This is a genomic window from Streptomyces sp. NPDC040545 (genome assembly GCF_055595065.1).
Map to the genome: position 1 here is coordinate 420,943 of NZ_JBVIWA010000002.1, position 25,346 is coordinate 446,288.

Annotated in this window: 17 protein-coding genes; 16 read left to right on the top strand and 1 reads right to left on the bottom strand. The window is 74.4% G+C overall.

Going from position 1 to position 25,346, the window contains the following annotated elements:
- The first annotated feature begins 21 nt into the window (after nucleotides 1-21).
- From ACZ573_RS06715 to hisC, 16 genes are all read left to right on the top strand, one after another.
- On the top strand, nucleotides 22-624 hold the full coding sequence (locus ACZ573_RS06715; RefSeq protein WP_471299953.1) for an HAD family hydrolase: 603 nt from the start codon (nucleotides 22-24) through the stop codon (nucleotides 622-624).
- Nucleotides 621-1,229 carry a GPP34 family phosphoprotein gene (locus tag ACZ573_RS06720; protein WP_471299956.1) on the top strand — a complete coding sequence of 203 codons (609 nt, stop codon included), beginning with the start codon at nucleotides 621-623 and terminating at the stop codon, nucleotides 1,227-1,229. Before ACZ573_RS06715 ends, ACZ573_RS06720 begins: the two co-directional genes overlap by 4 nt.
- A gap of 254 nt (nucleotides 1,230-1,483) precedes the next feature.
- Nucleotides 1,484-2,752, top strand: coding sequence for an aspartate aminotransferase family protein (locus ACZ573_RS06725; RefSeq protein WP_471299958.1), 1,269 nt, complete (start codon nucleotides 1,484-1,486; stop codon nucleotides 2,750-2,752).
- Nucleotides 2,749-3,720 (top strand): inositol monophosphatase family protein, encoded by a 972-nt coding sequence (locus tag ACZ573_RS06730; RefSeq protein WP_471299961.1) that lies wholly within the window; start codon nucleotides 2,749-2,751, stop codon nucleotides 3,718-3,720. The genes ACZ573_RS06725 and ACZ573_RS06730 overlap by 4 nt, the downstream gene beginning before the upstream one ends.
- On the top strand, nucleotides 3,717-4,754 hold the full coding sequence (locus tag ACZ573_RS06735; protein WP_471299964.1) for a zinc-dependent alcohol dehydrogenase: 1,038 nt from the start codon (nucleotides 3,717-3,719) through the stop codon (nucleotides 4,752-4,754). Before ACZ573_RS06730 ends, ACZ573_RS06735 begins: the two co-directional genes overlap by 4 nt.
- Complete coding sequence (locus ACZ573_RS06740; RefSeq protein WP_471299968.1) at nucleotides 4,751-6,679, top strand: beta-galactosidase; 1,929 nt, start codon at nucleotides 4,751-4,753, stop codon at nucleotides 6,677-6,679. Before ACZ573_RS06735 ends, ACZ573_RS06740 begins: the two co-directional genes overlap by 4 nt.
- 996 nt (nucleotides 6,680-7,675) lie before the next feature.
- Nucleotides 7,676-9,871: an aminotransferase class III-fold pyridoxal phosphate-dependent enzyme gene (locus tag ACZ573_RS06745; RefSeq protein WP_471299971.1), complete on the top strand. Its 2,196-nt coding sequence runs from the start codon at nucleotides 7,676-7,678 to the stop codon at nucleotides 9,869-9,871.
- Nucleotides 9,868-10,293 (top strand): nuclear transport factor 2 family protein, encoded by a 426-nt coding sequence (locus ACZ573_RS06750; protein ID WP_471299974.1) that lies wholly within the window; start codon nucleotides 9,868-9,870, stop codon nucleotides 10,291-10,293. Before ACZ573_RS06745 ends, ACZ573_RS06750 begins: the two co-directional genes overlap by 4 nt.
- A complete protein-coding gene (locus ACZ573_RS06755; RefSeq protein WP_471299977.1) occupies nucleotides 10,290-16,631 on the top strand; it encodes a non-ribosomal peptide synthetase in 6,342 nt (2,113 codons plus the stop codon). Before ACZ573_RS06750 ends, ACZ573_RS06755 begins: the two co-directional genes overlap by 4 nt.
- Entirely contained in the window at nucleotides 16,628-17,896 is a 1,269-nt protein-coding gene (locus ACZ573_RS06760) for a cytochrome P450 (protein WP_471299980.1), read from the top strand. The genes ACZ573_RS06755 and ACZ573_RS06760 overlap by 4 nt, the downstream gene beginning before the upstream one ends.
- Nucleotides 17,897-17,990: 94 nt before the next feature.
- A complete protein-coding gene (locus ACZ573_RS06765; protein ID WP_458638971.1) occupies nucleotides 17,991-18,203 on the top strand; it encodes a ferredoxin in 213 nt (70 codons plus the stop codon).
- Nucleotides 18,200-19,612, top strand: a complete 1,413-nt coding sequence (locus tag ACZ573_RS06770; RefSeq protein ID WP_471299983.1) for an FAD-binding oxidoreductase — start codon at nucleotides 18,200-18,202, stop codon at nucleotides 19,610-19,612. Before ACZ573_RS06765 ends, ACZ573_RS06770 begins: the two co-directional genes overlap by 4 nt.
- A complete protein-coding gene (locus ACZ573_RS06775) occupies nucleotides 19,602-20,873 on the top strand; it encodes an MFS transporter (protein WP_471299986.1) in 1,272 nt (423 codons plus the stop codon). Before ACZ573_RS06770 ends, ACZ573_RS06775 begins: the two co-directional genes overlap by 11 nt.
- Nucleotides 20,855-21,694, top strand: coding sequence for a TauD/TfdA dioxygenase family protein (locus tag ACZ573_RS06780; RefSeq protein WP_471299989.1), 840 nt, complete (start codon nucleotides 20,855-20,857; stop codon nucleotides 21,692-21,694). Before ACZ573_RS06775 ends, ACZ573_RS06780 begins: the two co-directional genes overlap by 19 nt.
- 26 nt (nucleotides 21,695-21,720) lie before the next feature.
- On the top strand, nucleotides 21,721-23,034 hold the full coding sequence (locus ACZ573_RS06785) for an ATP-grasp domain-containing protein (RefSeq protein WP_471299992.1): 1,314 nt from the start codon (nucleotides 21,721-21,723) through the stop codon (nucleotides 23,032-23,034).
- A gap of 27 nt (nucleotides 23,035-23,061) precedes the next feature.
- On the top strand, nucleotides 23,062-24,162 hold the full coding sequence (gene hisC / locus ACZ573_RS06790; protein WP_471299995.1) for a histidinol-phosphate transaminase: 1,101 nt from the start codon (nucleotides 23,062-23,064) through the stop codon (nucleotides 24,160-24,162).
- Here the strand turns inward: hisC and ACZ573_RS06795 are convergent.
- Nucleotides 24,128-25,273, bottom strand: coding sequence for an ABC transporter substrate-binding protein (locus tag ACZ573_RS06795; RefSeq protein WP_471299998.1), 1,146 nt, complete (start codon nucleotides 25,271-25,273; stop codon nucleotides 24,128-24,130). The genes hisC and ACZ573_RS06795 overlap by 35 nt on opposite strands.
- Between the last annotated feature and the right edge of the window lie 73 nt (nucleotides 25,274-25,346).

Genomic DNA, 25,346 nt, shown 5'->3' on the forward strand with positions numbered 1-25,346 from the left:
TAGAACGTGAGGAACCGAAGGATGAAAGCCGTCCTCTTCGACATGTTCGGTGTCATCGCGCGTGTCCAGTCGCCCGAGTCCATGGCCGTCCTGGAGCGCACGGCCGGCGGCGACCCCGACCGCTTCTGGGAGGCGTACTGGGCACACCGGCCCCCCTACGACCGCGGCGAGGTCACCGGCCCCGGCTACTGGCAAGCGGTCTGCGCGCACCTGGGCATCCCGCCCGACCCGCGGCTGACCGAGGAGCTGACGGCCGCCGACCTCGCCAGCTGGAGCGAGACCGACCGGCGCATGGTGGACCTGCTCGGCCTCCTCGCCGACCAGGGGGTCGCGCTCGGCCTCCTCTCCAACATCCCCGAGGACCTGGCCGCCCGGTACGAGGCCACCCAGCCGTGGCTGGAGCGGTTCGCGGTCCGCGGTCTCTCCTGCCGGATCGGCAGCGCCAAGCCCGAACCCGCCGCCTACGAGTGGTGCGTCCGCGAGCTCGGACTGCCGCCCGGGGAGATCCTGTTCGTCGACGACCGGGCCGAGAACGTGGACGCGGCCCGCCGACTCGGCCTCCAGGGACACGTGTTCACCTCGCCGGAAGAGCTGCGGGTCACCCTGGAGGCGGCGTTGACGTGACCGCCCCCGCGCAGCTCTACGCCCTGTGCGCCGCCGCGCACGGCAGCTTCCCGCCGCCGCGCCGCGAGACCGAGACCGGCCGGGGCCTCGCCGGTGCCATGCTGCTCCAGGGCGCGCTGACCGGCCGGCTCGACCTGTACGGCGACCGGGTCCGGCCGACCGGACGGGGCCGCCGCGGCGACCCGGCACTGGACGCCTTCCTGGCGCGGATCGAAGCCTCCCCCCGGGACCGGGCGCCCTCCGACTGGGTGGAACGCCTGGGCCCCGCGGCGCTCGCCGCCCCCCGCCCCGGACTGCTCCCTGGCAGCGCCGGACCACCCGGCGGGAGGGCCGGGATCCGGCCCGCCGAGGCCCTGAGCCGGGTGCGGCGGGCTGTGGAGGATCCCGGCCGCTCCGCGCTCCACGCGGTGGCCGCGGGCGCTCTGCTCGCGGCGTCCGCACTGCACGACCTGTGCTGGCCCGGCCTGTCCCGGGACGAGGCGTCCCGGCGCACCCTGCGGGCCGTGGCCGCACTGGGGTCCGCGGGGCCGCCCGTCGCGCACGCCGCGACGGCAGTGTCCCGTTCCCTGAGCGGCTCCGCCGGCGCTTTCGCCTTTCCCGGCTAGGGAAACCGGACCGCAAAGGGAGTAAAGAGATCTACATCTCCGAAAGGCCACTTGTCAGGCCGAGTTGGAATGTGATCCTATGAAAGAGAAGGCGCTGCCGCGAGATCCCTGTCTGAAACGGGTGAAGTATCCGGGCCGCCCCCCACCGGCACCAAGCCGCCGTACCCAATTCTTTTCCATTGGACGTGAGTTGCAATTCCGCCGTCCATTTTTCGACGTGTTGACGTCTCGAACGACCCGTGTGAGAGGGACCGATGGAAACCAAGGACGTTACCGAGCACATCTATTACCCCGTCAGCGACTACAAGATGGCGCGGGGTGAGGGTGTCTACCTCTACGACGAGGACGGCAAGAGCTACCTCGACTGCGCGTCGGCGACCTTCAACCTGAGCCTGGGATACTCCCACCCGGCCGTCGTCGCCGCGATGAAGGACCAGCTCGACAAGGTCGTCCACATCACCTCCTCCTACCAGAGCGATCCGGTCAACGGCCTGGTCCGCCGACTGGTCGAGGTCTCCCCGGACAACCTGACGAAGGTGCACCCCAAGGTCTCGGGCGGCTCCGCCGCCAACGAGGGCGCCATCAAGATGGCCCAGATGGCCACCGGCAAGTCCGAGGTCATCACGCTGTTCCGCAGCCACGTGGGACAGACGATGATGATGACGTCGATGTCCGGCAACGCATTCCGCCGCGAGCCGTTCCCCAACCTCTTCCCCGGCAGCCTCCAGGTTCCCGACCCGTACTGCTTCCGCTGCTTCTACGGGCAGAAGGAAGGCTCCTGCGGAATGATGTGCGTGGACCGGCTCGAAGACTTCGTCGACTACGCCAGCTCCGGCCGGGTCGCCGCCGTCCTCATCGAGCCGATCTCCGGAAACGGCGGCAACATCGTCCCGCCGGACGGCTACATGCAGAAACTGCGCGCCTTCTGCGACGAGCAGAACATCGCCCTCATATTCGACGAGATCCAGACGGGCATCGGCCGCACCGGCCACATGTTCGCGGCCCAGTACTTCGACGTCGAACCCGACGCCATCACCACCGCCAAGGGCCTCGGCGGATCGGGTGCCCAGGTCGCCGCCATCATCACCAACGAGCGGCTCGCCGGCCTCCCCGCGAACCACCACTCATTCACCTACGGCGCCAACCTGCTGGCCGCCGCCGCGGCCAACGCCACCCTCGACATCGTGCGGCAGCCCGAATTCCTGGCGAACGTCACCCGCACCGGCGACTACATCATGGAGCGCCTCAACGACATGAAGCGCCGCTACCCGGAGATCGTCGACGTCCGCGGCGTCGGACTGATGATCGGCTTCGAGATCGCCGAAGCCGACGGCAAGCCCGCCGTGAAGCTCACCAACCACCTGGCCACCAAGGCCATGGACCACGGCCTGATCCTGCGCACCTCGCGCTACGGCTACGGCAACGTCCTCAAGATCCGGCCGCCGCTGATCCTCACCATGGACCAGGCCGAGGAGATCTGCGACAAGCTGGAGAACCTCTTCCTCGCGGAGCTGGCCCGATGACCGCCGACAACCCGATGAAGCGGCTGCTCACCTCCCTCGGGCAGCACGTCCGCGCCGAACTCCTCGCCTACGAGGCCACCGGCCGCGAGCGCAGCGTCCACGGCGACTCGCCCGGCGGCGACGCCCAGTTCGACGTCGACGAGGTGGCCGAGAAGGCCGTCTTGGACTACCTGCGCGAACACGCCCACGTCCCCGCGGCCCTCTACACCGAGGACGGCTCCTACGTGGAGCTCGCCCCTGAGCCGCAGGTCCTCCTCGTCGTCGACCCGATCGACGGCACCCGCCCCACCTCGGCCGGCCTCGAAATGGGCATGGTGTCCATCGCGGCCGCCCCCTACGGCGACGGCAAGCCCACCCTCGCCGACGTCGACGCCGCCTGCCTGGTCGAGATCAAGAGCGGCGCATGGCTCTACGGCGACGACACCGACGGCCTCGACAGCGGCGGATTCGCCACCCCGGTCCCGCGGCTGAGCCGGAACACCGACCCGACCCACATGTTCTGGTCGATCGAGTTCAACGGCCACCCGATGGACCTGATGACGCAGGCGTACGGCCACCTCGTGGACAGTTCGGCCAACACCGGCGGCATCTTCGTCTTCAACAGCAGCACCTTCTCCATCTCCCGCATCATCACCGGCCAGCTCGACGCCTACGTCGACATCGGCAACCGCGTGCTGCGCGACCACCCGGACACCGAAGAGGCCTTCCTGCGGGTCGGCCGCGGCTCGATCCTCCACCTCTTCCCCTACGACATCGCCGCCGTCGTCTACCTCGCCCGGCAGGCCGGCGTCGTCATCACCGACGCCTACGGCGACGACCTCGGGAGCACCTCCCTGGTGGACCTCGGACCGATGAACCAGAAGTCCTGCATCGCCGCCGCCACTCCCGAACTCCACAAGCAGCTCCTCGACACCATCCGCTGGGACCTGGGCCGCGCCGCCGCCGCGCCCGTGAGGGAGGAATCATGAAGGCCCTGACGCTCACCGCCGACCGCACGCTCGCCCTCGTCGACCACCCCAAGCCGGAGCCGGTGGCCGCGGACGACATCGTCATCCGCGTCACCCAGAGCGGCATCTGCGGGACCGACCGCAGCGTCCTCGTCGGCAAGTTCCCCGCCGAGACCGGTGTCGTCATGGGCCACGAGGCCGTCGGCGTCGTCGACGCCACCGGCCCCGGCGTCACCCGCTTCGCCGTCGGCGACCGGGTCATCGTCAACCCCACCCTGTACTGCGGAAACTGCCCCACCTGCCTCGAAGGCCACTGGAACTTCTGCGGCCGCAAGGCCGGGACCGAGGTCGGCCTGGACTACGACGGCTCCTTCGCCGAGTTCATCCGCCTCCCCGAGCTCTTCTGCCACGCGATCCCCGATGACATGGACTTCGACCGCGCCGTCGTCGTCGAACCGCTCGCCTGCGCACTCAACAACATCGAGGCCGGCCGCCTGGCAGCCGGCGAGACCGCCGTCGTCGTCGGCGGCGGCCCCATGGGCGTGGTCACCGCCATGGCCGCCCAGCGCTACGGCGCCACGGTCCTCCTCGTCGAACCCGACCCGGTACGCGGCCGGCTCGGCCAGGAGATCTTCGACGCCCCCGAGTTCGGCGGCCGCGTCACCGTCCACACCCCGGACGACCCCGCCCTCACCGAACGCGGCGACCTCGTCGTCGACTCCGTGGGCAACCTCCTGGAGCAGAGCATCGGCTACGCCGCCGTGCGCGGCCGCGTCGTCGTCATGGGCTTCAACAGCAACGCCTCCGCCACCGTCCGGCCGCTCACCCTGCTCCAGCGCGGCCTGCAGATCATCGGCGCCGGCGACTACAACAGCATGATCTTCCCCAAGGCCGTCGAGCTGGCCCGGCAGCTGCCGCTGGAGCGCGTGGTCACCCACCGCTTCGCCCTCGCCGACCACGAAGAGGCGTTCAAGGCCCTCGCCGCCGTCCCCGGCGCCGAGTACACCGCCCTGAAGGTCGTCCTCGTACCCCCGCACGACGGAGCGGCCGCATGAGCCCCGCCCCGCGCACCGCGCTCGCCGGAGCGCTCGTCCCCGGCACCACCCGGCCCGTCGTCGTCGGCGAATACCCGTACTACCGCGCTGCCCCCGCCAACTGGGCCGCCGACCTGCGCGAACTGCGGGCCCTCGGCGTGGACGTCGTCTCCTGCTACGTCCCGTGGCGCTTCCACGAGACGGGTGCACAGGAGGGCGACCGCTCCTTCGACTTCACCGGGAAGACCGACCCGCAGCGCGACGTCGTCGGACTGCTGGAGCTGGCCGCCGCCGCCGGGCTGGGCGTCCTCCTCAAGCCCGGACCCTTCATCCACGCCGAGGTCCAGCTCGGCGGGCTGCCCGACCGCCTCTGCGGCCCCGGACACACCCCGTACCAGGGGCTGGACGGCACCGTCCTCACCTCCCAGGGCAAGCCGCTGCCCAGCCTCCTCGACCCGGCCGTCCAGGCCGAGACCGAGACCTGGCTGAAGGCCGTCGCCGACGAGGTCGTCGCCGGGGCGGCCGCCCCCGACGGCCCCGTCGTCGCCCTCCAGCTCGGCAACGAGGGCACCTGCGGCGATGCCCACCTCCCCGTGGACGCCCAGGACGCCTCACCGGCCGCCCGCCGGGCGTTCGCCCACTGGCTGACCGGACGCGGCCTGCCCGACGAGGCCGCGCTCGCCACCGAGGACGTCACCCGGTGGACCAGCGCCACGCGGCAGCAGTGGTCCCGCTGGTCCGGGCACGCCATCGTCGGCCTGTGGGACCGGATCTCCGCGCTCTTCCCCGAGGGCCCGGCGCGGCTGGCCAACGTCCCCCTCACCGGGGTCACCGCGCCGCGCGCCGCCCTCGACGCCTGGGCCGCCCGGCAGCGCGCCGTGCAGGGCTCCGGGTACTTCGTCGGCCACACCGAATGGATCGGCAACCCGGCCCGGGAGACCGCCGCCTTCGGCTCCCACCTGGCCGGGATCCTCCTCGGCGGCACCGACGTGGTCGAGGCGAACTGGGGGTTCACCTGGACCGACGAGTCCTTCGCCCGGCCGGCGACCCCCGTCTTCAACGCCCTGCTGGCCCTCATGCTGGGCTCCACCACCGTCAGCGTCTACACCGCCTGCGCCACGGAGAACTGGGGCCCGCTGGTGGACATGGACCCCGACGGACTGCGCGCCGAAGGGGTGGATCCCGCCCTGCACGCACCTCCGTACACCCCGGGCGCGCCGCTCGCCGAGGGCGGCGCCCACCAGGCCAACGCCCAGGGCCTGAAGCTGCTGGCCACGTTCCTCGACCGCTTCGGCGACCTGCTCGCCGGCTCCGTCCTGGACCGCGACGCGGTGGTCCTCGTCGACCGGGCCCTGCCCGAGGCCGGCGCCTGGCAGCGCACCGGCCCCACCGTCCTCGCGGAACTCGCCGACGCCGTGCACCGCCAACTGGCCGACTCCGGACGGCTGATCGGGCTCGGCTGGCACGGCGAGCGCCCGGCGCCCGCCGCCGACGGCACCCCCGTCCCCGTCGCCGTGCTGCGGGCCGGGCACTCCGGCGGCGACGGCCCCGGCGAGCTGACGCTCCCGGCCGGCGAGTCCGCGGACGGCGCGGCCGCCGCGTTCCTCGCCTCGTTCGCCGCCGCGCTCCCGGCTCCGGCCGGCCCGCGCCGGACCACGGCGCACGGCAGGGCCCGCGTCCTGAGCCGGTCCGGCCCCGACGGCGTCCGCGTCATCGGCGCCTTCAACCCCACCGACGCCGACGACCGGGTCACCGGAACCGGCACCGGAACCGGCACCGGCGGCGGCTGGACGCTGGACCTGCCCGCCGGGTCCGCCGCGGTCCTCGTCACCCGCGACGGCGCACTCGTGGGATGGCTCGCCACCCCCGAGGAGCCGTCCGCCACCCCCGTCGCCCTCTCCTGGGACGGCGAGAAGGCCGACGCGACACGCGTCCGGGCCTCCTGAGAACCCGGGCGGCGGGGAAGCGCACCTGACAGCGCGCCCCCCGCCGCCCGGCCCTACCACCCCCCGCCGGCTCCACCGGGCGCTCCCTGGCGGTGGCCCCGCTGCCGGCTCCGCCGGTTGGCGGTGCCGCGCCGGGCTCGCCGGGGCGTGGTGCCGGGACCGGGCCCTGGCCGGTGGTGGTTCGCCTGTCGGCTGCGCCGGGGGGTGGTGCCTCGGCGGGCTCTGTCGGCTTCGCCGGTTGGCGGTGCCGCGACGGAACCTGCCTGGCGGCGGCTCACCGCCGGCTTCGCCGGGCGGTGCCGGGACGGGCCCTGCCCGGTGGTGGTTCGCGTATCGGCTCCGCCGGTTCGCGGTGCCGGGACGGGACCCGTCTGGCGGTGGTCCGCTGTCGGCTTCGCCGGGTGGTGCCGGGACGGGCTCTGCCTGGCGGTGGTCCGCTGTCGGCTTCGCCGGGTGGTGCCGGGACGGGCCCTGCCTGGTAGGGCTTCCGCGCCGGGGAGTGGTGCCACGACCGGCCGGCGCTGCCCGGTGGTGGTTCGCCTATCGGCTCCGCCGGTTCGCGGTGCCGCGACGGAACCCGCCTGGCGGCGGTCTGCTGTCGGCTCCGCCGGGGCGTGGTGCCTCCACGGGCTCTGTCCCGGGTAGCTCCGCTGTCGGCTCCGCCGGTTCGCGGTGCCGGCACGGGCCCTGCCTGGTAGGGCTTCCGCGCCGGGGAGTGGTGCCACGACCGGCCGGCGCTGCCCGGCGGGGCTTCCGCCGCCGACTCGCCGGGCCCCGGGCCGTCGCCCGCTCCGCCTGGCGGTGATCCCGCCGCCTACGCGCCTCGGCAGTCCGCACCCGCACCCGCACCTCACCCCGCGCCCCGCAAGGCATCCGCACCCGCACCCCGCAAGGCACGGCACCGCACCGCACCGCAAGCGCAGCGCAAGGCACCGCAAGCGCAGCGATCCCGCCGGACACCCACCGCCGGGACTCCTCCACGAGCGAGATGGCGTCATGAACCCGAACCCCCACGCCGCCCCCGGCCAGGCACCGCACCTGCGTCCGGCCGGCCCGCAGACCCTCGGCATCCTGGCCGACCTCATCGCGCAGGAACAGCCCGTCTTCGCCATGCCGTCCTGGTTCGTGACCACCGAATCCGCCCAGGCCGGCCACCTCGTCAGCGAGTTCGTCCGGGAACTGGGCGGCCGCCCGGCCGGCACCCACTACCGCAGCTTCTTCGCCAACTCCCGCTACGAGGCCCTGCACGGTGCCGTCAAACTCCTGCGCCACCGCGCCGCCGCGTCCGCCGCCGCCCACCAGGGCCGCGTCCTGGTCCTGGACCCCGACGGCACCCTCGCCCGCCGTGCCGACCCGCTCGGCGAAGGCCCCGACCGCGCCCTCGCCCCCGGCCTCCTCACCCACACCACCGTCGCCGGTCTGCGCAGCGCCCTGCACGGCACGACCGTGTGCGGGCTCGTCGTCCGCGCCCCCGAACTCCTCGACGCCGGCGCCCTGGCCGCCGTCGTCGAACTGGCCCGCACCGTGCGCGCCACCGGGGCCCGCGTCGTCGTCGACCTCAGCGACATCGCCCCGGACAGTCCGGCGGACCCCGCCGTCACCGCGCTGCGTCCCGACCTCGTCGTCCTGGGCGAATCCCTCACCGGGTACGAGGTCCCGTTCGGCGCCTTCACCGGCACCCACGACACGTTCGCGCCGTGGACCACCCCGCAGACCGGGTTCCTGCACTCCAACACCTACGGCGGCAACAGCGTCGCCATGCGCGCCGTCCGTGCCCGGCTGCGCCCCCGCTGGGACGCCGCCGCCCCGGTGCACCGCGTCCTCGCGGCGGCCGCCGCCGACCGGCAGGCCACCCTCGACCTGTACGCCCGCCACGTGAACCCGATGGCCGTCCGCATGCACCGCAAGCTGCACGGCGCGCTGAACGTCGTCCGCGCCAAGGGCTCCCGGCTCACCGTCCGCCTCGACTCCGGCCGCGAACTGGACCTGGTCGACGGGCTGTGCGGGGCCGGGCTCGGCGTGGCCGGCCACAACCCCGCCGACGCGCTGACCGACGTCGTACGCGACCATGACCCCGCCCGGGACCACGTCCGCGAGCTCGAACAGCTCCTGGCCCGCGAGACCGGCCTGCCCCACACCTTCCCCGCGGTCAGCGGCGCGTCCGCGGTCGAGAGCGCCATCACCCTGGCCCGCCTCGCCCGCCACGGCAGGCGGCGCATCGTCGTCTTCAAGCACAACTACGGCGGCAAGACCCTCGTCTCCCTGCTGGCCACCGCCGCCGGCCGCACCCGCGCACCCTTCGGCCCCCTCTACGACGACATCCGCTACATCGACCCCTTCACCCCGCACGCCGTCGACGACTTCCGCAAGGAGGCCGCCACCGGCGAGATCGGACTCGTGTGGATCGAACTGGTCCACGGCAGTTCCGACGCCTACGCCCCGATCCCCGGACCCCTCCTCGACGCCGTCACCGCGGGCCGGGCCGAACAGGGCTACCTCGTCGGCGTCGACGAGATCCTGACGTCCTACTACCGCTGCGGCACCCGCTTCGCCCACCACGGCCGGCTCCCCGGGATCGACCTCATGAGCCTGTCCAAGGCACTGAGCTACGGCTGCTTCCCCACCGGTGCCGCTCTCGTCTCCGACGAGGTGTACGAGTCGGCCCGCCGGGCCAACCCGCAGCTGGTCGAGGAACTGCGCACCCATCACGCCCACGCCCTGGGCGCCCACTTCGCCCTCCAGGCCATCCGCCAGGTCGACGCCCTCGGCCTGCCCGAACGCGTCCGGGCCCTGTCGGACCTCGTGGCCGCCGGACTCGCCGCCATGGACACCGGGCCGCGCGGAGTGATCGGCCGCCGCTTCGCCGAAGGCATGCTCGGCCGCCTCGAACCACGCGTCCCCGGAGTGCTCGGCCGCTTCGTCGACCCAGAGGGCGAGTGGATGACGTACGCCCTCATCCTCTGGTGGATCACCCGGGCCCGGGCCTTCGTCGTCTACGACGTGTTCCTGCTGCCCCTGACCGCCACCGAGCGGGAGATCTTCCAGGTCATGCGCGGCGCCCGCAGGCTCTCCCGCACCGGCCCGGCCCGGCTCCTCGCCCACGCCGCCCTGTTCCGGCTCGGCCAGCGCCTGTCCGGCCTGCTGAAGCCGGGCCCGTCCCACACACCCACGCATCCGAGGAGCACCGTATGAGCACGCAGAACGTCGAAGTGATCCGGACCTTCTTCCGGCTGTTCGACGAGGGCCGCCTCGCCGACATCGAGCCGCTGCTCGCCCCCGACTTCGAGTGGGTCTACCACGGCCCCGCCTCGCTCCCGTGGGCCGGCGTCTACCGGGGCGTCGAGGGCTTCCGCGCCTTCTTCGCCATCGTCCGCGAGCTGATCCGGGTCCAGGAGTGCGAGGCCTACGAGTACCTCGACGCCGGGGACCGGGTCGTGGTCCTGGGCGTGAGCCGCACCCACGTCCTCGCCAACGGCGCACGCTACGAGGCGCAGTGGATGAACGTCTTCACCGTCCGCGACGGACTCATCTCCCGCTACCTCGACCTCTTCGACACCGCCAGCGTCGTCGAGGCCCTGGAACGCGACCCGCAGGAGGTGACCGCGGCCCCGTGAACACCACCGCCACCACCCTCGGCGCGGCCTTCACCGCCGTGGCCCGGGCCCACCCCCACCGCACCGCCCTGATCCACGGCGACCTCCGGATCGGCTACGGCGAACTCGCCGTCCGGGCCGCGGCCGCCGCCCACCGCCTCGCCGGCCGGACGGCCCCCGGCGAGAGCGTCGGGATCTGCGCCCGGCGCTCGCCCGGCACCATCGCCGCCCTGCTGGGGACGGTGCTGGCCGGGGGCGCGTACCTGCCGCTGGACCCCGACGCGCCGGACGAGCGGATCCGCGCCCTCGTCCTCGACAACCACCTGCGCACCGTCTTCGCCGCCCGGCAGGACACCGCGCGGCTGCGCGCCCTCCTGCCCGCCGCGGTGACGGTCCTGCCCGTCGACGAGGACGCACCGGACCCGGGCGCGGACCTCGATCTCGATCTCGACCTGGGCCAGAGCCCGCCGTACGCCCCCGAGGCCGGGCGGACCGCCTACGTCATCCACACCTCCGGCAGCACCGGCGCCCCCAAGGGCGTTCAGGTCGCGCACCACTCCGTCCTCGCGCTGGCGCACGCCCCCGAGGCCGGGCTGACCGCCGACGACACCGTCCTCCAGCTCGCCCCGCTCCACGTGGACCCCTCCGTCTTCGAGATCTGGGGCGCCCTGCTCAACGGTGCCCGGCTCGTGCTCCCGCGGTCCGACCGGCCCGGCGTGCACGACATCGGCCGGGAGTGCGCCCGCCACGGCGTGACCGTCCTGCGGCTGGCCGCCCCCCTGTTCCGGCTGGCGATGGAACACATCACCGCCGACCTGGCCGGGCTGCGCCTGTGCGTCTCCGGCGGCGACCGGGCCGACGCGGACGCGGTACGTACCGCCCTGCGCGAGCTGCCCGGCTGCCGGATCGTCAACGGCTACGGGCCCACGGAGACCACGGTCTACGCCTGCTGGCAGACCTTCGACACCCCGGACGACTGGGACGAGGACTGGCAGGAGGTGCCGATCGGCCGCCCCTTCGCCGGCGCCACCGCCCACGTCCTGCGCCCCGACCGCACCCCGGCCGCGCCCGGCGAGGCGGGCGAACTGTGCATCGGCGGCCCGGGCGTCGCCCAGGGCTACTACGGCAGGCCGGAGCGGACCGCCGAGCGGTTCGTGCCCGAGCCCGGCCGGCCCGACCGCACCGCCTACCTGACGGGTGACCGGGTCCGCCGGCTCCCCGGCGGCGAACTCGCCTTCCTGGGACGCTTCGACGACCAGGTCAAGATCCGCGGCCACCGCGTCGAACCGGCCGAGGCCGAACGGGCGCTGCTGACCCACCCGGCGGTCCGGGAGGCGGTCGTGGTCCCGTACGGCGCCGCGGACGCCCGCCGGCTGGCCGCGTACGTGGTCCTGGCAGCGGTCGGCGACCCCACCCCGGACGTGTCGTCCGCCCCGGACGAGTCCTCCACCCCCGGCGCCCCGGCCTCCGTCGGTGCCCAGGCCGATCTCGTCGTCCCGGCCCCGGCCGACGCGGTCGCCCCGGCCGCTCCCGGCGTCCCGACCGCCGCGCTCATCGCTCACATCGCCCGGCTGCTGCCCGAACCGGCGGTTCCGGCCGCCGTCACCGTGCTGTCGGCACTGCCGGCCACCGCCAACGGCAAGGCCGACCGCCGTCTGCTCGCCGCCCTCGCCGACCGCGCGGCCGCGGCGGGCTCCGGTCCGGCCATCTCCACCCCGGCGGGCCGCGGCAGCGAAGAGGCCGCCGTCCTGAGCGCCGTCTCCGCGCACTGGGAGGCCGTTCTCGGCCGCGCCGTCGGCCCGGACACCGACTTCTTCACCGCCGGCGGCGACTCCCTGTCCGCGCTGGCGATCCTCGCCCGCCTCGAACGCGACCAGGGCGCGGCCCTGACGATCGCCGACCTCTTCACCACCCCGACGATCCGCGCCCTGGCGGCCCGCGTGGCCGCCACCGCCAAGGCCACCGTCACCGGGGCGGCGCTACCGCCGGGGCCCGGCTCCGCCACGGCCGCCGCCCCCGGGGCGGACCCCGGCGGGCTGCCGCTGTCGCCCGCCCAGGAGGGCATCTGGTTCGAGCAGGAGGCCACCGGCAGCACCGACCGGTACGTCATCGGACGCGGCTACTTCGTCGACGGCCCCTTCGACCTGTCCCGGCTGCGGAACGCACTGAGCCTGCTGGGCCGGCGCCAGGCCGCCCTGCGGACCGTCGTACGGCACGACGCCGACGGCCCGCGGCAGAGCCTGACCGCCGACCCGGGCGCGGCGGTGCGCCACATCGACCTCACCGGTGTTCCGGCCGGCGAACGCCAGGCCCTGGCCCGAGCCCTGGCCGCCGAGCACCGCACGGCGCAGCCGGACGCCGACGGCACCCGGCTGCTGCGCACCCTGGTGCTCACCCTGGACGCCCGGAGCACGCTCCTCCACTTCGCCGTCCACCACGCCATCGCCGACGACTGGTCCCTGGACCTCCTCACGTCCGAGCTGTCCGCCCTGTACGCGGACCCGGCCGCGGACCTCCCGCCCCTGGACCTGGGCTACCCCGAGCACCTGCGCGGCGCCCTCGCTCCCCGGCCCGAACGGCTCACCGCCGCGACCCGGTTCTGGCAGGGCGCACTCGACGGCGGCGCCGCCGCACTCGACCTGGTCACCGACCACGCCCGACCCGCCGTCCTCAGCGGATCCGGCGACCGGGTGCGGCTGCGGATCGGCTCCGCGCAGCACGCGCGCCACGCCGAGGCCGCCCGCCGGCACGGCGTCAGCCCGTACATGTTCTGCCTGGCCGGCGTGTACACGGTCCTGGCCGCCCACACCGAACGCGACACCCTCACCCTGGGCGCCCTGGCCGCCGGGCGGAACCGGGCCGGGGCCCAGGGCCTCGTAGGCTGCTTCGTCAACCTGCTGCCCGTCCGCGTGGAGGCGGACGCGGACACCACGGCCGGTGTCCTGCTCGCCCGCGTCCGCGCCGCCTGCACCGATGCCCTGCACCACGAGGACGTCCCCTTCCAGGCCGTGGGCCGGGAACTCGCCCCGGCCGCCCCCGGCCGGGCGGCCGTCCCCTTCCATGCCGTGGTCAACCACCGGCAGCGCCGCCCGCACCCGCTGGAGCTGCCCGGCGCGCGGACCGCACCCTGGGACGCCGGCGACCGCGACACCGCCACCTTCGAGCTGTCCTTCACCTTCCAGGAGGAGGGCGACGGCCTCGGCATCGAGGTCGAGTTCAGCACCGACCTCTACGACCGTGCCACCGCACAGCGGCTGGCCGGACAGCTCGCCGCCGTGCTCGACCGCCTCGCGGACGGCGACCCGCCGCTGCGCGACGTCACCCTGTACGAACCGGGGGAGTACGAGCGGCTGAGCCGCGCCCCGGAGCCGGGCCCCCGGGCGGCGGAGACCACCCTGCCCGCCCTCGTCGCCCGGCAGGTCGCCGCCCGCCCGCACAAGACCGCCGTCGTCGGCGCCGACACCAGCCTCACCTACGCCGAACTCGACCGGCTCTCCGACACCGTGGCCGCCCGCCTCGCCACCCGCGGGATCCGGCCCGGCGACCGCGTCGCCGTGTGCCTGGAGCGCTCCCCGCTCCTCGTCACGACCCTCCTCGGCGTGCTCAAGGCCGGGGCCGCGTACGTGCCGCTCGACCCGGCGTACCCGGCGCAGCGGCTGCGCCACTGCATCGCCGACGCCGATGCCGGCGCGCTGGTCTGTGCCAAGGACACCGCCGACACGCTGTTCGGGCCGGGTACGGACGGCTCGGGCCCGCCCGTCCTGGACATCGAGGCCCTCACCGCCCCCGGCGAGCGGACCCCGCCCGCCGCGCACCCCGGCGATCGGGCCGCCCCCGCGTACGTCATCTACACCTCCGGCAGCACCGGGCGCCCCCGCGGCGTCGCCGTCCCCCACCGCGCGGTCGCCAACACCCTCCTCGCCTGCCTCGACCGGCACCCCTTCACCGCGGACGACGTGTGGCTCCAGCTGACCTCGCCCGGCTTCGACGTGGCCGCCTTCGAGCAGTTCATGCCGCTCGTCTCCGGCGCCACCCTGGTCTACGCGGACGACGCCACCCGCGCCGACGGCCCGGCCCTCACCCGCACCCTGCGCACCGCCGGGGTCACCGTGATGGTGACCGTGCCCTCCCTGCTGCGCGCCCTGGACCGTCCCGACCTGGCCGGCGTACGCGTGCTGCTCGTCGCGGGGGAACCCGCGGACGTCCACGACACCCGGCACTTCGCCGGAGACCGGATCGTCGTCAACGGCTACGGCCCGACCGAAGCGGCGATCCTGGCCACCACCCACCGGGCCGATCCCGCGGACCACCGTGCCCGCGTCCCCGTGGGCACCGCCCTGCCCGGCACCGCGGCCCACGTCGTGGACCGCCACGGACGGCTCGCGGCCACCGGCGTCCCCGGCGAACTGTGGCTCTCCGGCGCCGGACTCGGCGACGGCTACCTGGGCGACCCCGAGCGGACGGCCGGGTCGTTCACCACCCGGCCCGCACTCGCCGGCGCCGGCCGCTGCTACCGCACCGGGGACCGGGTGCGCCGGCTGTCCGACGGATCGATCGACTACCTCGGCCGGCTCGACCACCAGATCAAGCTGCGCGGCTTCCGCATCGAACTCGGTGAGATCGAGGCCGCGCTCGCGGAACACCCCGGTGTCCGGGAAGCCGTCGCCGTCCTCCTCGGCGCCGGGGACGGCGCCGAACTCGCCGTCGGCTACGTCGGCACGGCCGCCCCCCGGGACGCCCGCGCCCACCTGGCCCGGCTGCTCCCGGCCCACATGGTGCCCCGGCTGGCCGTACCCGTCCCCGCCATCCCCACCGGCAGCCACGGCAAGGCCGACCGGCCGGCGCTCGCCGCCCACCTGGCCGCCCGACGGCAGCGGCCGTACCCGGCCGGCGCCGCCGACGGCCCCGCGAACGGGACCGAGCGGCGGCTGCTCGCCCTGTGGGAGGACGTACTGGGCGGACCGGCCGGCTCCCCGGACGAGGACTTCTTCGCACAGGGCGGCCACTCCCTGCACGTCATCCGGCTCCTGGGCCGCCTCGAGCGGGAGCACGGCGTCCGCATCGCCGTGGCCGACTTCCTCGCCGCACCGACCGTACGGGAGGTGGCCCGCCTGCTGGAGGGGTCCGCCCCGGCCGAGGCGCCCGCGCGAAGCCGGCCCGGCGGCCGGCCGGCCAGACCGGCTCCGCGGCCCGTGGGACCCGACGACGCGCGGCTCGACCCCGGCATCGTCTTCCCCAGGCGCCCCGGTCCCTTCGACCCGCACGACACCGTCCTGCTCACCGGAGCCACCGGATACGTGGGCTCCCACGTCCTGGCCGAGCTGCTGGACCGCACCACGGGCCCCGTCCTGTGCCTGGTCCGGGCCGCGGACACCGGCGCCGCCCGCCGACGGCTGTCCGCCGCCCTGCGCCGCCACGGGCTGCGCCCCGACGCCTCGGACCCGCGGATCGTGCCCGTCCCAGGCGACCTGACCCGGCCCGGCCTGGGTCTCGACGGCGCCCACCGGGAGCACGTCCTGCGCGCGACGACCGTCCTCCACCTCGGTGCCGAGGTCCACCACGTCTCCGGCTTCCACCACCTGGCGGCCGCCAACGTGGGCGGCACCGCCGAACTCCTGCGCATCTGCGCCCAGGGCCGCCCGGCCCGCCTCCACCACGTCTCCACCCTCGGCGTGTTCCGCGCCGGACCCGGCGGCGACCGCCCGCGCACCATCACCGAGGCCACCCCGGCCACCGCGGAACGCCACCCCCGGGGCCGCGGCTACGCGGCCGCCAAGTGGGCCGCGGAGCACCTCGTCGCCCAGGCCCTCGAACGCGGCGCCGACGCCCGGATCTACCGGCTCGGCCGGGCCGGCGGCAGCACGACCGGCGCCGTCAGCGAGGACGACTTCCTCAGCCGGCTCCTCGTCACCTCCACCGCCCTCGGCTGCCACCCCGACGACCCGCGGCTCGCCACCGACGCACTGCCCGTGGACACCATGGCCCGGGCCCTGGTCGCCCTGGCCCTCGCCGGCGGAGCCCCGGGCACCGTCCACCACCTGCACCACCCCCGGCGGACGCCACTGGCCGAACTGCTCGCCGTACATGACCGCCGCACGGGCCGGACCACCCCCGCCGTCCCGCTGGACACCTGGCTCGGCCGCCTGGCCGCCGCCGAGGCCGGCGGCACCGCGCTGCCCGCCCTCGCCTACCGCGAGTACTTCAGGGACCTGCGCGACCACCCGGACGGCCGCCTCCCCGACCACCGCAACGATGCCACCCTCGCCGCCCTGCGGGCCCACGGCATCTTCCCGCCCGCCCTGGACGACGACCTCGTCGGCCGCTGGTGGCAGAACCTCGACCGGAGCACCCGCGCATGACCGACCCGACGACCGACCCGACGACCGACCGGACGACCGCCCGTACGACCGACCGTGCGACCGGCCCGCAGACAGCGGCCCCGCACTTCCCCATGGACCGGCAGTGCCCGTTCGCCCCACCGCAGGAGGCCACCGACATCCGCAACGCGGGCACCGTGCCCCGCGTGACGCTGTGGAACGGGGTCCGGCCCTGGCTGTTCACCCGCTTCGACGACGCCCGCACCGTCCTCGCCGACCCCCGGTTCAGCGCGGACAAGAGCCGCCCCGGCTACCCGCTGTCCAGCGCCGTCGCCCTCGCCGAGACCGCCGTCGAACCGACCCTGCTGATCATGGACAACCCGCAGCACGACGCCGTACGGCGCCTGGTGCTCGGCGAGTTCACCGTGAAACGCGCCGAGGAGCGGCGCCCGGCCGTGCGCGCCGTCGTCGACGGCTGCCTGGACCGTATGCTCCGCGGCACCGAGGCCGACCTCGTGGCCGACCTGGCCCTGCCCGTCGCGCTCACCGTCATCTGCGAGTTCCTCGGCGTGCCCTTCGAGGACCGTGAGCTCTTCCGCGGTCTGACCCACACCATGAACGTCGTCGCCGGCACCACCGAGAGCGCCGCCGCCGCCCGGCAGGCCCTCCAGGACTACCTGGAGGAGCTCGTCGCCGCGGGCGAGCGGGAACCGCGGGACGGCTTCATCGGCCGCATGGCCGCCCGGCACCTGCCCGACGGGACCATGACCCGGCGCGGGCTCGCCGCGATGGCGCTCCTGCTGCTCACCGCCGGCCACGACACCACCGCCAACATGATCTCCCTCGGGGTGCTGACCCTGCTGCGCCACCCCGGCCACTTCGCCGCCCTCGGCGCGGACGACGACCCCGGACTGCTCGCCGGCACCGTCGAGGAGATGCTGCGCCACCTCACCGTGGTCCAGCGCGGCATCCGCCGGATCGCCGTCGAGGACGTGACGGTCGGCGACCGGCTCGTCCGGGCCGGGGAGGGCGTCGTCGCCTCGATCGACGTCGCCAACCGGGACCCCGAACGCTTCCCCGCAGGCGAGGAGTTCGACCCCGGCTCCCGCGCCCACGGACACCTCGCCTTCGGCTACGGGCCCCACCAGTGCATGGGCCAGGCGCTGGCCCGGGTGGAGCTCCAGGAGGTCTACGCCGCCGTGGCCCGCCGGATCCCGACCCTGCGCACCGCAGTGCCCCTCGAGGAGATCCGCTTCAAGTCCGACATGGCCGTGTACGGGGTGCACGCCCTGCCCGTGACGTGGTGATCCGCCGCCGCGCCCGGGCCGCCGTCCCGTACCCGCCCGGCGCCTCCGTACCGCCCGGCCACCGTCCGTCCCCCGCCCCGAAGGAGCCGACCCCGTGAAGGTCACCCTCGATCCCGAGCGCTGTGTCGGCGCCGGCCACTGCGTCCTGTCCGCCGGCACGGTCTTCGACCAGGACGAGGCCGACGGCGTCGTCCTGCTGCTGGACCCGGAACCGGCCGAGGACCTCGCCGGCGCCGTCCTGGAAGCCGCCGACCTGTGCCCCGCCCGGGCGATCCTCGTCACCGGGGCCGACGGGCGGCCCGTATGACCGCCGCCCTCCTGGACGCCCTCCGCGCCGCCCTCGACGGCGACGGCGCCCTGGTCACCGACCCGGACGCCACCGCCGGGTACGCCCACGACATGATGCCTCTCGCCCCGTACGGCCGGCCGCTCGCCGTGGTCCTGCCCGCCTCGGCCGAGCAGGTGCAGGCATGCGTACGGGCCTGCGCGGCGTCCGGCGTCCCCCTCGTCCCCCGGGGCGCCGGAACGGGCCTGACCGGCGCCGCCAACGCCGTCGACGGCTGCGTCGTCCTGGTCACGACGCGGATGAACCGGATCCTCGAACTCGACCCGGACAACCGGCTCGCCGTCGTCGAGCCCGGCGTGGTCAACCAGGACCTGAAGACGGCCGCCGCCGCCCACGGCCTGTACTACCCGCCCGACCCCTCCAGCCTCGAGACGTGCACCCTCGGCGGCAACCTGGCCACCAACGCCGGCGGCCTGTGCTGCGGCAAGTACGGGGTCACCGCCGACTACGTGCTCGGCCTGGAGGCGGTCCTCGCCGACGGCTCCCTCCTGCGCACCGGCCGCCGCACCGTCAAGGGCGTCGCGGGCTACGACCTCACCCGCCTCCTCGTCGGCAGCGAGGGCACCCTCGGCATCATCACGCGGGCCACCCTCGCCCTGCGCCCGCTGCCCGCCGCACCCGGCACCGTCATCGCGGCCTTCGACTCGGTGGCCCAGGCCGGCGCCAGCGTCAACCGGATCGTCCGGGCCGGCCTCGTGCCCTCGCTCATGGAGATCATGGACGCGACCTCGCTGCGCGCGAGCTCCGCCTACCTGGGCACCGAGCTCGTGGGCGAAGGGGACCAGGCCCTGCTGCTGTGCCAGTCCGACGCGCCCGGAGCCGCACGCGAAGCCGAACTCGACCACATGGAAAGGGTGTTCCGGCAGGCGGGCGCGGTGTACACGCACGCCACGCAGGACGCGGCGGAGGGCGCCCTGCTGCTGCGCGCCCGCCGGGTGAGCCTCGCCGCCCTCGAAGCCCGGGGCGCCTGCATGACCGAGGACGTCGCCGTGCCCCGTACCCGCATCGCCGAACTGATCGAGGGCTGCACGCGGATCGGCGCCGACGCCGGGCTCACCGTCGCGGTCGTCGGCCACGCGGGCGATGGCAACATGCACCCCACGGTCCTCTACGACGGCGCCGACACCGAGCAGTACGCCCGCGCCCGGACGGCGTTCGACGCGATCCTGTCCCTCGCCCTGTCCCTGGGCGGCACCATCACCGGCGAGCACGGAGTCGGCAAACTCAAGCAGGACTGGCTGGAACACGAACTGGGACCCGTGGCGCTGCGCGTGCACCGCGCTCTCAAGGACGCTCTCGACCCGGCGGGCCTGTTCAACCCCGGCGCCGTCCTCGCCCGCCGGCCGGCCGGGACCCACCGTGCCCTTTGAGACCCTGCGGACCGTGGCCGGGCTCGCCCCGCCCCTGCGCACCCTGTTCCTCACCACCCTGCTCTTCCGCACCGGCACCATGGCCTACCCCTTCCTCACCCCCCACCTGCTGGGCGGCGGCGGCCTGGACGCGGCCGGGGCGGGCCTGGTCGTCACCGCCTTCGGGGTCGGCGCCCTCGCCGCGGACCTGGCCGCCGGCCGGCTCCTCGGCCGGCTGCACCCGTACGCGCTGATGCGGGGCGGCTTCCTGCTGGGCGCCGCCGCGGTCACGGTGGTGCCGCTGCTGCACGGCCTGCCCGCGCTCACCGCGGGGGTGCTGGTCTGGGGGTTCGCGTACGAGATCGTCACCCCGGCGGCCTACGCGGCCACGATCGCCGGGTCACGGCCCGAGCAGCGCAAGGTCGCCTTCTCCTGCTACCGGCTCGCCATCAACCTCGGCCTGTCCGCGGGCCCGCTCCTGGGGGCCCTGCTCTACGCGTTCGACCCGTACTCCGTGTTCTGGGCCAACGCCGCGTGCGTCCTGTCGGCCGCGGCGTTCCTGCACCTGCGCCGCGAACACCGGCCGGCCGGTGCGGGACCGTACGCGGACACCGGCACCGGCACCGACACCGGCACCGGCGGGGGCGGTCCGGAGAAGGAAGCCGCACCGCGCCGCACCGCCCGCCCGACGGCGGCCGAACGCACCCGGTTCTGGACCGTGTTCGGCCTCTCGCTGCCCATCCAGCTGGCCTACGCGCTGCCCTCGGTCTTCACCGGCGCCTACGTCATCGTGGGCCTCGGCCTGCCCGGCTACTGGGCCGGCGTCGTCTTCACCGTCAACGCCGCCGGGATCGTCCTGTTCGAGGTCCCGCTCAACATCCGCATGGCACGCGTCGGACACCTGGCGACACTGCTGATCGGCTACGCCCTCGCGGGCACCGGCTTCCTGCTCATGGCCCTGGCCGACACCGGGCCCGAGCTGGTGCTCGCCACCCTCGTGTGGACGGCAGGGGAGATCGTCGTCTTCCCCGGACTGCTCGACTACGTCAGCAGGCTCTCCGGCCCGGCCGCCGACCGCACCATGGGCCTGTTCTCCGGCGGCGTCAACCTGGCCTTCATCGCGGCACCGCAACTCGCCCTGCACCTCTCGGCCCCCGGCCACCCGGGCGCCCCCTGGGCGGCCGCCGGAGCGGCGGTCTGCGCCGCCTGCCTGCTGCTGCTCGCCGCCCGCACCCACCCGTACACCTGGCACAAGGAGGAACCGTGCACAAGCGTGACCTGACCCCCTTCATCGGCGTCGAGTACACCGGACTCACCCACACCGAACTCACCCGCCCCGAGGTCTTCGCCGACGTCGTCGACTCCCTGCACCAGCGCGACCTCGTCGTCGTCCGCGGCATCGATCTCACCCCCCAGCAGCAGATCGGCCTCGCCGCCCGCATCGGCCGGCCCGTCCCCTTCCTGCTCGCGGACTGGCGCCACCCCGATTTCGCCGAGATCCTCGTCTCGTCCAACGAGCGCAAGGCCGGCCGGCCGATCGGGATCGAGCGGGTCGGCCACTTCTGGCACCAGGACTCCTCGTTCGACGCCGACCCCTCCGCCTACACCGTGCTGCACGGCGTCCATGTGCCCGAGGGGCACGGCCACACCGTCTTCGCGAGCGCCGCCGACGTCTACGACCGGCTGCCCGACGAGTGGCGCGACCTGCTGTGGGACCGCGTCGGGCTGCACACCCTCACCAAGCAGCAGCGCATCGCCCCCGAGCACGTGGGCCTGTCCATCGCCGAGGTCCGCGCCCTCGTCGCCCGCCAGTACCCGGCCGTCGAACACCCCGTCGTCCGCCGCGACCCGCACACCGGCCGCCGCTTCCTGTACGCCGCCCGCGCCTACATGGACCGGGTCGTCGGCCTCGACGCCAACGAGAACGAGGAGTTCTTCGACCTCGTCGACACCCTCCTGGCCGACCCCGACCGCACGTACACCCACCACTGGACCCCGCACGACCTGCTGCTGTGGAAGACCGCCACCACCTACCACGTCGCCACCGACCTGCCGCCCGGCGTCTCCCGGACCGTCCACCGCGTCAGCGTCGCCGCCGCATGAGCACACCCGCGAAGAAGGGATCCGCAATGCCCTCCACCTCCGCCGCCGCCTCCGACTCCAGCTCCGACGCCGGCGACCGGCGCGCCGCGCCCGTCGGCGTGATCGTCGACGGCTACTCGGTCGGCAAGTACCTGCCCGCCGCCTTCCGCCGGCTCGGCGCGGACGTCGTACACCTGCAGAGCACGCCCGAGTTCCTGGACTGCGTACCCCCGCCGGACCTGCGCCCGTACCTGGCCAACGTGGTCCAGGACGCGGCCGACCCCGCCCGCACGGTGAAGGAGCTGGCCTCCTACCACCCCTGCGGGGTGCTGCCCGGCCAGGAGACCGGGGTCCCGCCGGCCGACCGGACCGCCGAACTGCTGGGCCTGCCCGGGAACCCGTCGGCCACCTCCGCGCTGCGCCGCGACAAGTACCGCATGATCGAGGCGCTGCGCGCCGCCGGCATCCGCTGCGCCGACCAGCTGAAGTCCGGCGACGTCGAGGAGGTGCTCGCCTGGGCGCGCACCACCGGCTACCCGGTCGTCGTCAAACCGCTCAGCTCCGCCTCCACGGACAAGGTCTCGATCTGTGGCGGCCCGGACGAGGTCCGCGCCGCCGCCGCCGAGATCCTCGGCAGCCGCGACATCTTCGGCCGGCACAACGACGAGTTGCTCGCCCAGTCCTTCCTGGACGGCACGGAGTACATCGTGGACGTCATCAGGGGCCCCGGCGGCGCACGCCACGTGTGCGGGGTCTGGCGCTACGACAAGACCCTCGTCGGGACCCGGCCGGTCTACGACCGGGACGTCCTGGTCGACCCCGGCGCGCCGGTGGTCGAACCTCTCGTCACCTACCTGGACACCGTCCTCGACGCCCTGGACATCCGGTTCGGTGCCGCCCACGCGGAGATCATGATGACCGCCGCCGGGCCGGTGCTCGTCGAGGTGGGCGCACGGCTCGACGGCATCATGGACCCGGGCCACCACGACGCGTGCCTCGACGGGAACCAGGCCGACCTGCTCGCACTCGCCTGCGTACGCCCCGAGGAGTACCGGCGGGGGCACCCCGGCGACACCCTGTACCGAAAGCACCACGAGGGGATGGTCGTCCACGTGCGGACCACCCGCGGCGGCCTCGTCGAGGCCGTGGACGAGGACGCCCTGGCCCGGATCCGTGCCCTCGACACCGTACACCTGGCGGTGCCCCGGCTGGCCCCGGGGGACCGGATGCGGCCCACCACCGACCTGCTGTCCAGCCCGCTGCGGGTCTTCCTGACCGGGGACAGCCCGCAGCGGCTCCTCGCCGACCACCGCCGCATCCGGCTGCTGGCCGACGACGTGTTCCGCCTCGCCCCGAACTGACCGCGCCCGCACACGCCGAGGAGCCCCATGGGTGTCGCCATCAGAGCCGACCTGGCCACCGTTCCCGACTACAACATTCCCGGCACGGCGCCCGACGCCGTCCTGCTCAACTCCAACGAGGGGCCGCTGCCGCCACCGCCCGCCGTGGTCGAGGCCATCACCCGCGCCGCCGTCGAGGGCCACCGCTACCCCCAGTGGTTCTCCGACACCCTGGTCGCCCGGCTGGCCGCCGACCTGGCGGTCCCCGGGGAGCGGATCGCGGTGGGCTGCGGATCGGTGAGCCTGTGCCGCGACCTGATCCAGGCCTTCTGCGGCCCGGGCGACGAAGTCCTGTGCGCCTGGCGGTCCTTCGACGCGTATCCGGTCTTCGCCAGGGTCGCCGGAGTACGCGCCCGCACCGTCCCCCTGGACGCGGGCCACCGGCACGATCTGGAGGCGATGCTCGCGGCGGTCACCCCCGCCACCCGCGTCGTCTTCGTCTGCAACCCCAACAACCCCACCGGGACGGCGGTCGGGGGCCGCGAGCTGCGCGCGTTCCTCGACCGCCTCCCCGACCGGATCCTGGTCGTACTGGACGAGGCGTACCGGGAGTTCGTCGACGATCCCGACGTGCCGGACGGCGTCGAGCTCGCCCGCGGCCGCCCGAACGTGGCGGTGCTGCGCACCTTCTCGAAGGCGTACGGGCTCGCCGGCGTGCGCATCGGGTACTGCGTGGCGGCGCCGGCCGTGGTGTCCGCCGTCCACAAGGTGTCCGTCCCCTTCGCGGTCAGCAGGCTCGCCCAGGCCGCGGCCCTCGCCGCACTCGACCGCCCCGAGGAGGTTCGCTCGCGCTCGGAGGCGATCGTCCGGGAACGGCGGCGGCTGCAGACCCTGTTGACGCGCCACGGCCACCCGGTGACCCCCTCGCAGGCCAACTTCGTATGGCTGCCGCTGGGGGAGGAGGCCGCCGATTTCGCCGACTTCTGCGCCCGCCACGGAGTGCTCGTACGGACCTTCCCCGGGGACGGCGTCCGCGTCACGGTCGGTCTGCCGGAGGAGAACGACGCCTTCCTCTCGGCAGCCGACCGCTACCGGCCCGGCGCCCGGACGGACCTCAGCCCCAGACGGCCTCGGCCCAGTTGCGGTTGACGGTCTCGCGGGCCTTCTCGCTCTGCTCCTGCGTCGGGAACGTCGGGGTGCCCTCGACCGTCGGCAGATTCTCCGCCGCAGCCTTGTCGAGGGTGCCGTCCTCCTTCATGGCGTCCATGAGGACGGGGCGCGCGTAGGCGCCGAGCCGGAGGTTCTGGCCCTCCGGGCTGAAGACGTACTCCTGCCACAGACGGGCCGCCGCGGGGTGCGGGGCGTCCTTGTTCACCCCGTTGGCGTAGTACTCGGCGAAGCTGCCGTCGAAGGGGATGGCGGTCCGCCAGTCGACGTCCGTGCCCTTCTCGCGGAACTGGTCGGCGTATCCGAGGTTGAGGAAGTCCCAGTCGATGCTGATCGGGGTCTGGCCCTTCGCGATCGATTCCGGTGAGGACTGGGCCGGGATGAAGTTGCCGTTCTTGCTGAGCTCGGCGAAGAAGTCGATTCCCGGCTGGATGTTGTCGAAGGACCCCCCGTTCGCCAGAGCCGCCGCGTACACGCCGGCGAAGGCGGAGCCGGACTTGGTGGGGTCGCCGTTCAGCGAGACCTGGCCCTTGTACTCGGGCTTGCGCAGATCCGCGAAGGTCGACGGGCAGGTCTTCACCCGCTTGGCGTCACAGCCGATCGAGATGTAGCCGCCGTAGTTGTTGTACCAGCGGGCGTGCTTGTCCTTCTGCTCCTCGGGGATCTGGTCGAACGCGGCGACCTCGTACGGAGCGAGCAGGCCCTGCCGGGCCGCCGACTGGGCGAACGAGCTCCCCACGTCGATCACGTCGGGGGCGCTGCCGTCGCGCCGGTGCTCCTTCAGGGCGTCGATCTCGTCCTGGCTGGTGCCGTCCGGGTTCTCCACCCTGACCTTGATCCCGTACTTCTTCTCGAAGCCGTCGATCAGGGCGCCGTAATTGGCCCAGTCACGGGGGAGGGCGATCGCGTTGAGCGAGCCCTCCTTCTTCGCCGCCGCGGTCAGTGCCGCCATCCCGCCGGCGTCCGCGGCGGAGGTGGCCACCGCGGGTTCCCTCGGTGCGGCGACGGGCTCGTCCCCGCAGGCGCCGAGGGGCGCCACCGCGAGGACCAGGAGGGCGGCGACGAAGGCTGTCCGGAGACGGGGTGCGGGCACAAAGGCTCCATAACGGGCGGTCGCGTACCGATCGAGGCCAGCGTACGTTCGGCAGCGCCGACGGCGCAGTCCC